This is a genomic window from Streptomyces sp. NPDC012474 (assembly GCF_042955185.1).
Taxonomy (GTDB): domain Bacteria; phylum Actinomycetota; class Actinomycetes; order Streptomycetales; family Streptomycetaceae; genus Streptomyces; species Streptomyces cahuitamycinicus.
Map to the genome: position 1 here is coordinate 230,255 of NZ_JBIBEP010000007.1, position 12,752 is coordinate 243,006.

General features: G+C 71.9%; 12 protein-coding genes. 9 read left to right on the forward strand and 3 right to left on the reverse strand.

Annotation, left to right across the window (positions count from 1 at the left end; translation table 11 throughout):
• Positions 1 to 66: 66 nt before the first annotated feature.
• Complete coding sequence (locus tag ACFY9S_RS18200; RefSeq protein WP_391129275.1) at positions 67 to 930, reverse strand: phosphotransferase; 864 nt, start codon at positions 928 to 930, stop codon at positions 67 to 69.
• A 159-nt stretch (positions 931 to 1,089) separates the two neighbouring features.
• On the opposite strand from ACFY9S_RS18200, the gene ACFY9S_RS18205 reads away from it, so the two are divergent.
• The 5 genes from ACFY9S_RS18205 (at position 1,090) to mgt (ending at position 6,440) form a co-directional block, all read left to right on the forward strand.
• A complete protein-coding gene (locus tag ACFY9S_RS18205) occupies positions 1,090 to 2,043 on the forward strand; it encodes an ABC transporter permease subunit (protein ID WP_391129278.1) in 954 nt (317 codons plus the stop codon).
• Positions 2,040 to 2,873: an ABC transporter permease subunit gene (locus ACFY9S_RS18210; protein ID WP_391129281.1), complete on the forward strand. Its 834-nt coding sequence runs from the start codon at positions 2,040 to 2,042 to the stop codon at positions 2,871 to 2,873. The genes ACFY9S_RS18205 and ACFY9S_RS18210 overlap by 4 nt, the downstream gene beginning before the upstream one ends.
• Positions 2,873 to 4,147, forward strand: coding sequence for an extracellular solute-binding protein (locus ACFY9S_RS18215; RefSeq protein ID WP_391129283.1), 1,275 nt, complete (start codon positions 2,873 to 2,875; stop codon positions 4,145 to 4,147). The genes ACFY9S_RS18210 and ACFY9S_RS18215 overlap by 1 nt, the downstream gene beginning before the upstream one ends.
• Positions 4,148 to 4,411: 264 nt before the next feature.
• The gene (gene erm, locus ACFY9S_RS18220; RefSeq protein ID WP_391129286.1) at positions 4,412 to 5,197 is read left to right on the forward strand and encodes an ErmE/ErmH/ErmO/ErmR family 23S rRNA (adenine(2058)-N(6))-methyltransferase; all 786 of its coding nucleotides are present in this window, start codon (positions 4,412 to 4,414) and stop codon (positions 5,195 to 5,197) included.
• Positions 5,198 to 5,237: 40 nt separating this feature from the next.
• Positions 5,238 to 6,440 carry a macrolide-inactivating glycosyltransferase gene (gene mgt / locus ACFY9S_RS18225; RefSeq protein WP_391129289.1) on the forward strand — a complete coding sequence of 401 codons (1,203 nt, stop codon included), beginning with the start codon at positions 5,238 to 5,240 and terminating at the stop codon, positions 6,438 to 6,440.
• 26 nt (positions 6,441 to 6,466) lie between these two features.
• Here mgt and ACFY9S_RS18230 read toward each other — a convergent pair whose 3' ends face one another.
• Positions 6,467 to 7,417, reverse strand: coding sequence for a M43 family zinc metalloprotease (locus ACFY9S_RS18230; protein ID WP_391129292.1), 951 nt, complete (start codon positions 7,415 to 7,417; stop codon positions 6,467 to 6,469).
• A gap of 199 nt (positions 7,418 to 7,616) precedes the next feature.
• Between ACFY9S_RS18230 and ACFY9S_RS18235 the strand changes: the two genes are divergently transcribed.
• Positions 7,617 to 7,934 carry a hypothetical protein gene (locus ACFY9S_RS18235; protein WP_391129295.1) on the forward strand — a complete coding sequence of 106 codons (318 nt, stop codon included), beginning with the start codon at positions 7,617 to 7,619 and terminating at the stop codon, positions 7,932 to 7,934.
• A 118-nt stretch (positions 7,935 to 8,052) separates the two neighbouring features.
• On the opposite strand, the gene ACFY9S_RS18240 is transcribed toward ACFY9S_RS18235, so the two are convergent.
• A complete protein-coding gene (locus ACFY9S_RS18240) occupies positions 8,053 to 10,305 on the reverse strand; it encodes an MMPL family transporter (protein ID WP_391129297.1) in 2,253 nt (750 codons plus the stop codon).
• A 339-nt stretch (positions 10,306 to 10,644) separates the two neighbouring features.
• Between ACFY9S_RS18240 and ACFY9S_RS18245 the strand changes: the two genes are divergently transcribed.
• The 3 genes from ACFY9S_RS18245 to ACFY9S_RS18255 all read left to right on the forward strand — a co-directional run bounded on the left by ACFY9S_RS18245 (position 10,645) and on the right by ACFY9S_RS18255 (position 12,750).
• Positions 10,645 to 11,193, forward strand: coding sequence for a DUF1697 domain-containing protein (locus ACFY9S_RS18245; RefSeq protein ID WP_391129300.1), 549 nt, complete (start codon positions 10,645 to 10,647; stop codon positions 11,191 to 11,193).
• The gene (locus tag ACFY9S_RS18250; RefSeq protein ID WP_102907636.1) at positions 11,186 to 11,560 is read left to right on the forward strand and encodes a DUF4440 domain-containing protein; all 375 of its coding nucleotides are present in this window, start codon (positions 11,186 to 11,188) and stop codon (positions 11,558 to 11,560) included. Before ACFY9S_RS18245 ends, ACFY9S_RS18250 begins: the two co-directional genes overlap by 8 nt.
• 362 nt (positions 11,561 to 11,922) lie before the next feature.
• Positions 11,923 to 12,750 (forward strand): GvpL/GvpF family gas vesicle protein, encoded by an 828-nt coding sequence (locus ACFY9S_RS18255; RefSeq protein WP_391129304.1) that lies wholly within the window; start codon positions 11,923 to 11,925, stop codon positions 12,748 to 12,750.
• Positions 12,751 to 12,752: the final 2 nt, after the last annotated feature.

Here is a 12,752-nt window from a genome sequence, read left to right on the forward strand (position 1 = left end):
AGCGCCGAGGTCTGGCAGGCGGTCAGGCGGTCTGGCAGGCGGTCGGGCAGGCGCCCGGTGTGGCGGTCAGAACGGATACCACCGCACCGTCTCGTCGCCGTCCCGCAAGGACCGCACCCGCCGCTCGAACTCGGCCAGCGCCTTCGGATTGCCCGGCGCATGCTGGGCGACCCAGGCACAACTGGCCGTCTCCCGGGCTCCGCGCAGCACCCGGCAGCCCTCCCACTCGCGCACGTCCCAGCCGTAGGTCCGCGCGAACGACGCGTAGGCCTCGTCCCCGAGCCCGTACCGGTCGTGGGACAGCACCATCACCACGAGATCGTGCTCGCGCAGATCCGCGGACACCGTCTCCAGGTCCACCAGCACGGGCCCGTCGGGTCCGACATGCACATTGCGCGGCAGCGCGTCCCCGTGGATCGGCCCCGGCGGCAGTTGCGGCGTGAGCGCGGCGGCCCGAGCGGCGAAGGCATCCCGTCGCTCGCGCAGATACGCGGCGTCCGTGGGATCGATCGCGTCCCCCGCGAACCGCAGCCACCGCTCCACACCGCCCAGCAGGTCACGGCCCGGAAGGTCGAAGGGAGGAAGAGGCGTGGCATGTACGACCCGTAGCAGTTCGGCCAAATCGCGCGGCTCGGCGGGCCGTACGGCATCCGGCAGCCGATGCCACACCGTCACCGGATGCCCGTCGGCCAGCAGCGCCTCCGGCTCGGCAGCCCGCACCGCCGGCACGCCCGCCTCGGCGAGCCACACCGCGATGTCCAGTTCGCGGCGCGCCCGGTCCAGAAGCTCGGCGTCGCGGCCGACCTTGACGACCAGGTCACCGGCGGCGAACACCGCGTTCTCGCCCAGGGCGAGCAACCGCGCCTCCCCGGCCGCACCGGGCAGCACCCCGGCCGCCGCCAGTACGTCCCGCGCCCGCGCCTCGTCCATCGTCCGCCTCCGTCGTCCGCGCCCCGACCGTCGGGTTCCGGCCATCCACCGGTCAGTGTCGCATCGGCACAGGTCGGGCGGCATACGCGGTGCCTTGACGAGGCACCTGGCCTTCACGAGCATGACCAGGCCGGGCGAGCGTGCAAAGGGGCTGATTCCGTGACACCGGTGACCGAGGCGTCGCCACCTTCGCCACCGGTGAGGAGGGCCGGCCGCAGACCCGGCCGGGACCGGCCCCGGAGAGCCGTCGACCACGGTGCCTGGTTCCTGGTGCTTCCCGCTCTGATCCCGATCCTCGTCCTCAGCGTCGGACCGCTGCTGTACGGCATCCTGCTGGCCTTCACCGACGCCCAGTCGGGCCGCACCGAGCCCACCCGGTGGACCGGCGCCCTCAACTTCCGGGACCTGCTGCACGACACGCTGTTCTGGGAGTCGTTCCGGATCGGGCTGGTGTGGGCGGTCGGCGTGACCGTGCCGCAGTTCCTGCTCGCCCTGGGCCTCGCCCTGCTGCTCAACCAGGACCTGCGGCTGCGCTGGCTCGCCCGCGCCCTGGCGATCATCCCGTGGGCCATGCCCGAGGTCGTCGTCGGCATCATGTGGCGGCTCGTCTACAACCCGGACGCGGGCATCCTCAACGAGACCCTGCGCGACATCGGTCTGGGCAGCGGCCGGGACTGGCTCAGCGGACTGGCGACGGCACTGCCCGCCGTGATCGTCGTCGGCGTATGGGCCGGCATGCCGCAGACGACGGTCGCGCTGCTCGCCGGGCTGCAGAACACCCCGCGCGAACTGCACGAGGCGGCGGCCGTCGACGGCGCGGGCGCCTGGCGCCGCTTCCGCACGGTCACCTGGCCCGCCCTCAGACCCATCGCCCTCGCCATCACCGCGCTCAACCTGATCTGGAACTTCAACTCCTTCGCCCTGGTCTACGTCCTGACCAACGGCGGCCCGGGCGGCCGAACCCGGCTGCCCATGCTCTTCGCCTACGAGGAGGCCTTCCGCTACGGGCAGTTCGGCTACGCGGCGGCGATGGGCTGCGTGATGGTGGCCGGGATATCGATCGCCCTGGCCGTGTTCCTCGCCGGCCGCCTCAGAGGAGGTGACGACGCGTGAGGACCAGCACGCCCGCGCGCATCGGCCAGTACACCGCGCTGCTCGCGTACCTCGTCTTCCTCGCCTTCCCGTTCCTCTGGCTCATCTCCACCGCGTTCAAGCCCCCACGCGAGCTGGGCAGCCTGCACCCGACGTGGATCCCCGAAGACCCCACCCTCGGCAACTTCCGGCAGGCGTTCGACGAACAGCCGCTGCTGCAGGCCGCCCTCAACTCCCTGCTCGCCGCTCTCGCGGCGGCCGTCGTCGCCGTCCTGATCGCGACGCCGATGGCGTACGTCGTCGCCCGGCGCCGTACCCGGCTCGCGAAGGCGGTGACCGGCTGGGTGGTGGTCAGCCAGGCGTTCCCGTTCGTGCTGCTGATCATCCCGCTGTTCCTGGTGCTGAAGAACCTCCGGCTGATCAACTCCCTGCCGGGACTGGTGCTGGTGTACGTGGTGTGGGCGCTGCCCTTCGCGCTGTGGATGCTCGCCGGGTACGTACGGGCCGTGCCGCCCGAACTGGAGGAGGCCGCGGCGGTCGACGGGGCGGGCCGGGTGCGGACCCTGGTCTCGGTGACGGCACCGCTGCTCGCGCCGGGCATCGTGGCGACCGGGCTGTTCGCGTTCATCACGGCGTGGAACGAGTTCTTCTTCGCGCTCGTGCTCCTCAAGACGCCGGAGAAACAGACGCTTCCCGTCATCCTCACCCACTTCATCGGTGCCGAGGGCGTCGCCGACCTCGGACCGCTCGCGGCGGCCGCGTTCCTCGCGACCCTGCCCTCCCTGGTCGTCTTCGCGGTCATCCAGCGGCGGATCACGGGCGGCATGCTCACCGGGGCGGTGAAGAGCTGATGCGCGCACGCATGCTGGCCCTGGTCCTCCTGCTGCTGCTCGCCGGCTGCTCCTCCGGCGGCACCCGCGACGACGGCCGGATCACCCTGCGCTTCCAGTCCCTGGCCTGGCAGGAGGAGTCCGTCGAGGCCAACCGGCAACTGGTGAAGGAGTGGAACGCCACCCACCCGGACGTCCGGGTCGAGTACGTCCAGGGCACCTGGGACAGTGTCCACGACCAGCTCCTCACCGCGTTCGAGGGCGGCGAGGCCCCCGACATCATCCACGACGCCTCCGACGACCTCGCGGACTTCGCCTACGGCGGCCACCTGGCCGACCTCACCGGCCTGCTGCCGGCCCGGCTGAAGTCGGACATTCCGCGGCGCAGCTGGGAGACGACCACCTTCGGGGACGGCGTCTACGGCGTGCCGTTCCTCCAGGAACCGCGCGTGCTGATCGCCAACGCGACGTGGCTCCGGCAGTCCGGCGTGCGGATCCCGACCCCCGAAGATCCCTGGAGCTGGGCCGAGTTCCGCCGGATCACCGAACGCCTCAGCGGCCCGGGGAAGTACGGCGTCGCCTGGCCGCTGAAGGAACCCGTCTCCGCCACGCTCAACCTCTCCCTGTCGGCGGGCGGACAGCTCTTCCACCGCGGGCCGGACGGCAAGGTGACGGTCCGGTTCGAGGCAGCCGACCAGTTGGTGCCCCGCACCATCCACGACCAGGCGAACACCGACCGCAGCGCCTCGCCCACCACCCTGGGCAGCGGCGGCTCCGACACGCTGCCCGGCTTCTTCGCAGGCCGGTACGCGATGGTCCCGCTCGGCTTCTCCTACCGTCAGCAGATCGTCCAGCAGGCCCCGGAGGGCTTCGACTGGCAGGTGCTGCCCGCCCCGGCAGGAGCCGCCGGACTCACCCAGGGGGTCAGCCCCCAGACCCTCTCCATCGCCGAGGACTGCCCGCACAAGAAGGAAGCCGCGCAATTCCTCGACTTCCTGCTGCGGCCGAAGAACATGGTCCGCCTCGCCCTCGGCGACTGGATGCTGCCCACGGGCACCCAGGCGCTGGGAGACCCCGCCCTGCGCACCACGCGGCACGGCTGGGCCACCGGCACCGCCCTCGCCGTCCGTCTGCGCCCGGCACCCGCGCAGACGGTCCGGGGCTACCCCGAGTGGAAGGACAAGGTGGCGACCCCCGCCCTGCAGGAGTACTACAGCGGAGCCATCGGTCTCGGTGAACTGCGCGAACGGCTGGAGGAGGACGGCAACCTGGTGCTCGCCCGCTATCAGCGCTGACCCGGAAAACCCGTTGTCCGTCCGCACCGGCGCCGCCTAGCGTGCTGCTCGTGGGTATCAACGCGATCTACATCTCCGGTCCCGCCCGGGGCTGTGCGCACTCCGCCAGGACGCGCCGCCGCCCCGGAGCCCTGACCGGCCCGGGGAGCCACACCCGCTGAGGCACTGAGCCCGGCGTCCCGCCCTCCCTCGTTCCCACCTGTCTTCCGGTCAGGGCCCCCGTCTGCCCTTCTCCACCTTCCGGAAGACAAGGACCCGCAGGCCATGGCCCGCCCCACCGCGCTCTCCCGCGCCCTCTCGCAGAACTTCCTCGCCGACCGTGCCGCCGCGGAACGCTTCGCCCGGCTCGCCGTCCCACGGCCGGGCCCCGTCCCGCTGCTGCTCGAAGTCGGCGCGGGCAAGGGAGCGTTGACCGCCCCACTGGCCGCGCGCTGCCAGGAGCTGCGCGCGTACGAGATCGACCCGCGGCTCGCGCCCGTGCTGCGCGCCCGGTTCTCCGGCACCCCGCAGGTGCTTGTCGTCGAAGGTGATTTCCTGGCCGCGCGTCCGCCCCGCACGGGCTTCTCGGTCGCCGGGAACGTGCCGTTCTCCCGGACCGCGGACGTCGTCGACTGGTGTCTGCGCGCCCCCGCCCTCACCGACGCCACCCTGCTCACCCAGCTCGAGTACGCCCGCAAACGCACCGGGGACTACGGCAGTTGGACGCTGCTCACGATCCGGAGCTGGCCCCGCTTCGAGTGGCGGCTGCTCGGCCGGGTCGGCCGGCGCAGCTTCCGGCCGGTGCCGCGCGTGGACGCCGGCGTGCTCCGCGTGGAGCGGCGTGAGACCCCGCTGCTCGACGACGGCGCCTGGCGCAGCTGGCGGTCCCTGGTCGAGCTGGGCTTCTCCGGGGTGGGCGGCTCACTGCACGCCTCGCTGCGCAGGGCCCATCCGAGGCGGCGGGTGGACGCCGCGTTCCGGGCGGCGCGGCTGGACCGGGGCGTGCTGGTGGGCGAGGTGGCCCCGGCGCGGTGGCTGCGCCTGCACGAGGCGCTGACCTCGTCGGCCTGAAAGGTTGCACGAGACGTCTCGTCTCGCGTACGGTCGGCGCATGACCAGTCGCGCGCACATCGCCATGTTCTCCATCGCCGCCCACGGCCACGTGAACCCGAGTCTGGAGGTGATCCGCGAGCTCGTGGCGCGCGGCCACCGGGTGACCTACGCCATCCCGCCCGCCTTCGCGGACAAGGTCGCGGGCACCGGTGCCGAGGTGAAGCCCTGGACGTCGACGCTGCCCTCGCCCGACGACGACCCGGAGGCGTGGGGGAGCACGCTGCTGGACAACGTGGAGCCGTTCCTCGACGACGCGATCCAGGCCCTCCCGCAGCTGACCGAGGCCTACGAGGGCGACGAGCCGGACCTCGTCCTGCACGACATCGCCTCCTACCCGGGCCGGGTCCTCGCCCACCGCTGGGGCGTCCCCGCGGTCTCCCTGTCACCGGCCATGGTCGCCTGGGAGGGGTACGAGGAGGAGGTCGCCCGGCCCTTGTGGGAGGAGCCGAAGAAGACCGAGCGGGGGCAGGCCTACTACGCCCGCTTCCAGGCCTGGCTGGAGGAGAACGGGATCACCCTGCACCCCGACGACTTCGGGGGCCGGCCCGACCGCTCGATCGTCCTGCTCCCCAAGGCGCTCCAGCCGAACGCGGACCGTGTCGACGAGCGGGTGTACTCGTTCGTCGGCGCCTGCCAGGGCGATCGCACCGCCGAGGGGGAGTGGCGGCGGCCGGCCGACGCGGAGAAGGTCGTGCTCGTGTCCCTCGGGTCGGCCTTCACGAAGCAGCCCGGCTTCTACCGGGCGTGCGTCGAGGCGTTCGGCGACCTGCCCGGCTGGCACCTGGTGCTCTCGGTCGGCAAGCACGTCGACCCGGCGGAATTCGCCGACGTCCCGGCAGACGTCGAGGTGCGCACCTGGGTACCGCAGTTGGCGATCCTGAAGCAGGCCGACCTGTTCGTCACGCACGCGGGCGCCGGCGGCAGCCAGGAGGGCCTCGCCACCGCCACTCCGATGATCGCCGTACCGCAGGCCGTGGACCAGTTCGGCAACGCGGAGATGCTCCAAGGTCTCGGTGTGGCCCGCTACCTGCCCACGGAGGAGGCGACCGGCGAGACCCTGCGCGCGGCGGCCCTCGCCCTGACCGGCGACCCGGAGGTGGCCCGCCGTCTGAAGGAACTCCAGGCCCGGACCGCCGAGGAGGGCGGCACCGGGCGCGCCGCCGACCTCATCGAGGCCGAACTGCCCGCCCGGCGCGGCTGAAGCCGCCCTGCCGCGTCAGGCCGTCGTCACACCGCGACGGCCTGACGGGTGAGGGTCAGGCGGGCGTTGTCGAGCGTGGCGTCCATGCGCGCCGACTGGCCCTTGGTGAACATGAACATCGCGGCGTCGTCGGTGTAGTCCATGTAGTTCATGAACATGTCGCCGTCGGGCCCGTTGCCGCACGTCACATGGGGGAAGCGGGGCGAACCGGCGTTCGCTCCGGCCTGGTTGGGAGTGTCCGCCACGAAGTCGCTGCCGTTGCAGCCCTCGTCGTCGTCGCCCCAGATGTGCCGCAGGTTCAGCCAGTGCCCGATCTCGTGCACAGCCGTGCGGCCGCCGTCGAACGGCGCGGTGGCGGTGCCGGTGGTCCCGAGGGCGGTGTGCGTGACCACCACGCCGTCGGTGGAGGCGGCGCCCCCGGGGAACTGGGCGTAGCCCAGCAGCCCGCGGCGCAGCTGACAGACCCAGAGATTCAGGTAGATGTCCGCCGGCCAGGCGTCCTGACCGCCGCTGAGGCTGAACTTGACCAGGTCGTCGGTGTCCCAGCCCGGGTTCGTGGTCTGCGTCCGCGTGATGCCGTCCGTGGGGCGGCCCAGCGGGTCGGTCCGGGCGAGGTGGAACTGCAGGCGGGCGTCGGCCACCAGATCCTGCCAGACCGCCGGTACCTTGCTCACGTCCGGGTTGCTCGCGCGGAAGTCCTGGTTGAGCACGTCGATCTGACTGTGGATCTGGGCGTCGCTCACGTTCTGCTCGGGGGTGTTGTGCACGACGTGCACGACGACGGGGATGTCGATGAGGCCCTGGCGGGCGGTGACCTGCTCCATCGACTCGTAGGCGAACGCGGTGTTCTCGATCAGGGCCCGGTTCTCGGCGTACTCCGGGTTCAGGGTGAGGAGTCTGCGGTGTACCTCCATGGCGCCGCACCAGCGGCTGTAGTCGGGCGAGGTGGCGCGAAGGAACGCCTGCGCATCGGACATGGCTGCCCCTCGGGGGAGCTGGGAGTGTGCCGCACACGCGGCTGCGGAACTGCGCGTCTGTCACGCGCGGCGAGGGCCGGGCGACGCCGGGCGGAGCGTTCGGTTGCCCGTTCCCTCCGGACCCATACACTGGTAATTCTAGTCACTTCGGTGCAAGAGCAGCAATGTGGACGGCTTCGGGCAAGTGAGGTGGCCGGGCATGCGAGAGCCCCCGACGGGCCTGTTCCGCCCGTGGCTCCACTCCTACGAGGAGGACCACGAGGACGTGCGGGTCTACCGGCCCGAGGACTTCCCCTTCCCGCCCGCGCGCGGGCGCCGCGGTATGGAATTCGCGCCCGACGGCACCTTCGTCGACCATCCGCTGGGACGCGGTGACGCCCCCGGAGCCGTGCCCGGTCGCTGGCGGCTCCTGCCGGGCCGTCGCATCGCGCTCACCTTCGGGGGCGCCCGCCCGGACCGGGAGCTGGAGATCGTGCGCTGCGACGCGGAGGTCCTCCAGGTGCGGCGCCTGACCTGACACAGGGCACCTGACAGGGGACCTGACGCAGGGCGCCTGACACGGGACCTGACACGGGGCAGCGAAGGGCCCGTTGGTTGCCCCGGCAACCAACGGGCCCTTGTCTCCGCCGCGGAGATCAGACCTTGAGGGGCTCGCCCTCGTCGTCCCGCGCCGCCGGTCCGGCGACCGCCTGCGGCGTCTCGTCGTGCGTGAGGTCCGGCAGCCGGTGCAGCCACTTCGGCAGGTACCAGTTGCGCTCGCCGAGCAGCGCCATCACGGCCGGCAGCAGCACGCCCCGGATGATCGTCGCGTCGATGAGCACCGCCGCCGCGAGGCCGACACCCATCTGCTTCATGGACTGCATGGACAGCGTTCCGAAGATCGCGAACACGGCGACCATGATGACCGCGGCACTGGTGACGACCCCGGCTGTGGTGACCACGCCGTGCCGGATCGCGTCCTTCGTCGTCAGCCCCCGCAGCCGCGCCTCGCGGATCCGGGAGACCACGAACACGTGGTAGTCCATCGACAGGCCGAACAGGATGACGAAGAGGAACAGCGGCAGCCAGGTGATGATCGCGCCGACGCCCTCCGCGCCCACCAGGGACGCGCCCCAGCCGTGCTGGAAGACGGCGACGAGGATGCCGTAGGCGGCACCCACCGACAGCAGGTTCAGCACGATCGACGTGATGGCGATGGTCAGCGAGCGGAACGACAGCAGCATCAGCGCGAAGGCGAAGACCACGACGAACGCGAACACCGGGACGACGGCGCCCGCCAGCTGGTCATTGAAGTCCTTGGAACCCGCGACCTGCCCGGTGACGGGCGCCTCGACCCCGTCGACCCTGCCGAGCGTGGCCGGACGCACCTCGTCACGCAGCTTGTCCAGGCTCGCGCCCGCCTTGTCCAGGTCGGAACCGCCGACGAGTGGGACGTAGACGAACGCCACGTTCTGCGCGTCGTGCAGCTTGATCTCCACCGGGCCGCGCGAGGCGCCCGAACTGATCGCCCGGTCACGGAAGTCGGCGAGCGCGGACTTCACCTCGGGCGCGTTGATGTCGTCGGCCTTCACGACCACCTCGGCCGGCTCGGAACCGCCCGGGAAGGCCTCGTTGAGCCGGTTGTACGTCTGGACGATCGGCAGCGAGTCGCCGAACTCCTGGTCCAGCGTGAGCTGCTGCGTCTTCATACCGAGCGCGGGAGCCGCGATGGCCAGCAGCGCTCCGGTCGCGACCGCCACCGCGATCACCGGCCTGGCGAGGACGCGCCGCAGCACGGCCGTCCAGAACCGGCTGTCCTGACCGCCGCCGCTCCGCTTGCGCCTGCGCAGGAACGGTATGCGGCCCTTCTCGACGCGCCCGCCGAGCAGCGACAGCAGCGCGGGCAGCACGGTCACGGACCCCACCATCGCCACGGCCACCACCATCAGCGAGGCCAGGCCCATCGCCTCGAACTCGGCGAGGCCGGTGAACAGCATGCCCGCCATCGCCACGCACACCGTGACACCCGAGACGACGATCGCCCGGCCGCTGGTCGCGGCGGCGATCCTCAGGGCCGTCTGCGCGTCCCGGCCGGCCTCGCGCTCCTCGCGCTCGCGGCGCAGGTAGAACAGGCAGTAGTCGACGCCGACGGCCAGACCGACCAGCAGCATCACGGAGTTCGCGGTGTCGCTCATCGGCATGACGTGGCTGACGACGCCCATCAGGCCCATCGTCGCCATGATCGCGGTGATCGCCAGCACCACCGGCAGCAGCGCCGCGACCAGCGCGCCGAACGCGATGAGCAGGATGCCGAAGGCCACCGGCACCGCGGAGTACTCGGCCTTCTTGAAGTCGTCGCCGAACGCGTCGTCGAACGTCTTCATCATGCTGGCGCCGCCGATCTCCTCGATCCGCAGCGCATCGTGGTCCTGCTGGACCCCCTCGACGGCCTTCAGCACCGGCTCGACCCGCTCGCCGGCGGTGTCCGGCTCGCCGCGCATGTCGAACTGCACGAGCGCGCTGCGGCCGTCCTTGGAGATCGTCTTCGTGTCGTACGGCGAGGCCACCTCGGTGACCCGGCCGGTCCCCTCGACCGCGCGCACGACGGCGTCGACGGCGTCCCGGAACTCGGCGTCCGTCGCCTTCAGGTCACCGCCCTTGGCCTGGATCAGAACGTTCTCACTGGCCGGCTCGTCGATCCCGGCGTCCTCGACGATCCGTGCGGCGGTGTGCGTCTCGCCCTTCAGCTGGTCGCTGTCCTTGACGTCGACCCGGCCCGCTGCCGAACCGAGCCCCATCGCCAGGACGACGAACAGGACCCAGATTCCGACGGCAGCCCATCGGTGCCGGGCGCTCCAGCCGCCGGCCCGGGCGGCGAGGCCCCGCACCCGTTTGTCTCGGTTCCCCATGACGGGCTTGCCCCCTCGAGATGCGGTGGCGGCCCCCTGCCGCCCCCTCTCGCTTCGAAGGTATGGGTCGGATAAAGCCATCTCGTCGTGCTGTCCGGTGAACTGGCGGGGCCCGGACTCATCCCGATGGAGCGAGCCCTCTCCCCACTGGGGAGGACCCCCACCCACTGTGGTCCCTTACACCTATCGTCAGACATTTCGGGCTCCTCGGGTGTGTGGATCCTGGGCAGACGGTTGTGCCACGCGAAGACCGGTGAGTAATTTACGGGCCGGGCAGCTGCCCGCGGCGGTCGTCGTGCCCACCCCCACGGGGCACGACGGCCGCTTTATCGTGAGTGGATGACGACGACATACGCGGCCCTGCTGCGCGGAATCAACGTGGGCGGCAGCAGGAAGGTCCCCATGGCGGACCTGCGCACGCTCCTGGCGGACCTCGGCCACGACGACGTCCGCACCTACCTGCAGAGCGGCCAGGCCGTGTTCTCCTCCGGCCACGGCGGCGAGGAGTCGCTGGCCCGCGAGATCGCGCAGGCCATCGAGAAGCGCTTCGGCTTCGGCGTCGACGTGATCGTGCGCGACCACGCGTATCTGCGGGCGATCGCCGAAGCCTGTCCGTTCCCCGCCGCCGACCTGGAGCCCAAACAGCTCCACGTCACCTACTTCTCCGCGCCCGTCACCCCCGACCGCTTCGCGGAGATCGACCGGGACGCCTACCTCCCCGAGGAGTTCCGCCTCGGCGACCGGGCCCTGTACCTGTACGCCCCGAACGGCCTGGGCCGCTCCAAACTGGCCGAACACCTGTCGAAACCGCGCATCGGCAAAGGCGTGATCGCCACGACCCGCAACTGGAACACCGTCGTCAAACTGGTGGAGATGACAGGTGCCTGAGCGCAACCCGGCCGTCGAGTCCGCGATGGAGGGCGAACTCGCCCTGCTCACCCCGAAGGTCCGCCGGTCGCCCGAACGGGTCGGGGCGCTGCTGCACCCCGACTTCCACGAGTTCGGAGCCTCCGGCCGGCACTGGAGCCGGGCCGCCATCATCGCCTCCCTGGCCGCCACGGCCGAGCCCGGCGCCGAGCCCGTCGCCGTCTCCGCCCTGAGAGGCGTGCAGCTCGCCCCCGACCTGGTCCACCTCACCTACGACACCGAGTACGACGGCAGCCGCGCACACCGCAGTTCACTGTGGCGGCGCACCGAGGGCCGCTGGCTGCTCTACTTCCACCAGGCGACCCCGTTCAGCACACGGGCAACGTGACCCGGTCCCCCGGGCGGGGCGTGTGCGACGTGATCTCGGCCGGCACGGTCAGCCGCGGGTCCCCGAAGCGAAGAGGCCGCCCTCGCCCCGTCGGCCGACCAGGCCCCTGACCGTCGCGGCTGCCTCGTGCGGCTCACGGGGCAGCCCCTTCCCCGCCGAGGTCCCCGGGATCGCCGTACGGCGTCCGCCGCGGGAAGAAGGCGTCGCTCATGCCGGGCCCCTCGGCCCCACCCCCCGGGGCCACGCCAACCCGCCGGCCGTTCCTTGAACGCTTGTGCCGTCCCCCGCGTACCTACGGACGGACGGCACGAGAACGGAGTCTCGCGAGAGGAACGCACGGCCACCGACAGGAGCCCGCAGTCATGAGCGACACGAACCTCGTCTACACCTACGCGGTCCTGCGCCGCACGCCCGAGGCCGCGGCGGCCACGGCCCACCTGCGCGGTGTCGCCGGAGAGCCGATCCACCTGGTCGCCCCGGCCTTCAGCGGCCCCCAGCTCGCCTTCGCCGTCGGCCACGTCCCGCCGGCCGACTACGCCGACGCTCCCCTCCAGGCCCACCTCGCCGACGTGGACTGGCTGGAGTCCACGGTCCGCTCCCACCACGCCGTGGTGGCCGCCCTGGTCGCCTCCGGTACTGCCGTGCTGCCCCTGCGCCTGGCCACCGTCTTCCGCGACGAGGACCGCGCCCGCCAGGCCCTCGACACCCGCCGCGGCTACTTCCTCTCCCTCCTCGACCGCCTCACGGGCCATGTCGAACTCGGCGTCAAGATCTACGCCGCCCCGGACATCACCCCGCCCGAGGCCGACCCTGAGCCCGCACAGGAGCCGGTCACCGGCCTCGGAGTGGGCCGCGCCTACCAGGTGATCCGCCGCCGCAGACAGCGCAGGAACGAGGAGGCCTGGCGTACGGTCGCGCAGGCCGCGGGCCGCCTCACCGAAACGGCCGGAACCCTCGCCGTCGACCGCGTCGCCCACACCCCCGAACGCGGCAGCCTGGCGGGCTCGGCCCCCGGCACCAACGTCGCCAACGACGCCTACCTCGTCCCGGCCGAGCGCGTCGTCGCGTTCCGCGCGGGCATCCTCGCGGCAGCCCGGGGCGTCCCCGGCCTCCGTGTGGAGATCACCGGCCCCTGGGCCCCGTACTCCTTCGCCCTCCAGCCGGAACCCCACGAGGAACCGGCGGCGTGACG

Bases quoted from the DNA above. Each gene is read 5' to 3' on its own strand.
- mgt (WP_391129289.1), top strand. From the start codon at position 5,238: ATGACCAGTCGCGCGCACATCGCCATGTTCTCCATCGCCGCCCACGGC.
- ACFY9S_RS18255 (WP_391129304.1), top strand. From the start codon at position 11,923: ATGAGCGACACGAACCTCGTCTACACCTACGCGGTCCTGCGCCGCACG.
- ACFY9S_RS18245 (WP_391129300.1), top strand. From the start codon at position 10,645: ATGACGACGACATACGCGGCCCTGCTGCGCGGAATCAACGTGGGCGGC.
- ACFY9S_RS18230 (WP_391129292.1), bottom strand. From the start codon at position 7,417: ATGTCCGATGCGCAGGCGTTCCTTCGCGCCACCTCGCCCGACTACAGC.
- ACFY9S_RS18235 (WP_391129295.1), top strand. From the start codon at position 7,617: ATGCGAGAGCCCCCGACGGGCCTGTTCCGCCCGTGGCTCCACTCCTAC.
- ACFY9S_RS18240 (WP_391129297.1), bottom strand. From the start codon at position 10,305: ATGGGGAACCGAGACAAACGGGTGCGGGGCCTCGCCGCCCGGGCCGGC.
- ACFY9S_RS18215 (WP_391129283.1), top strand. From the start codon at position 2,873: ATGCGCGCACGCATGCTGGCCCTGGTCCTCCTGCTGCTGCTCGCCGGC.
- ACFY9S_RS18200 (WP_391129275.1), bottom strand. From the start codon at position 930: ATGGACGAGGCGCGGGCGCGGGACGTACTGGCGGCGGCCGGGGTGCTG.
- erm (WP_391129286.1), top strand. From the start codon at position 4,412: ATGGCCCGCCCCACCGCGCTCTCCCGCGCCCTCTCGCAGAACTTCCTC.